Raw genomic sequence first — 458 nt, forward strand, 5'->3', positions numbered from 1 at the left:
AAAACAAAAAAGGAATGGGTCATAAGATCATTAAAGGGGCATTATTCGGAAGCCGCATTGTTCGAACTGGGCCAAGCTGTGGCCTGTTATGATTTCTATGGGGAACAAATTGCCATGTGCGACATAAAGCTGGAAGAGGCATTGAAGAAGATGGACCTGGACGGTACACCGAAGCCAAGCTCCAATGGTGCAAGAAAGGCAATCCGTCACAATAGACCGGATATAGAGAATATGGGAGGACACTTGTTGGGGATCTTTGAGGGAAAGGATGCTACCGTCCTACCCGGAATTACGGATTATAACTGGATGCAACTGCTATCGGAGGTGGGCACCGATCTTGGGAAATGGAAATCGGAAAAACATTTCACCTCTTGGTTGGGACTTGCCCCAAAACAACACAATTCGGGAAAAATGAAACGCAACTACAAACCCAAGGGAGCCCCAAGGGCAGGTCTGAT

General features: G+C 47.2%; 1 protein-coding gene. It reads left to right on the forward strand.

Annotation, left to right across the window (positions count from 1 at the left end):
* On the forward strand, positions 1–458 hold a 458-nt coding region (locus tag MWU78_RS22245; RefSeq protein WP_247002013.1), incomplete at both ends, for a transposase.

The sequence above is a fragment of the Arenibacter sp. F26102 genome, assembly GCF_023015865.1.
GTDB lineage: Bacteria > Bacteroidota > Bacteroidia > Flavobacteriales > Flavobacteriaceae > Arenibacter.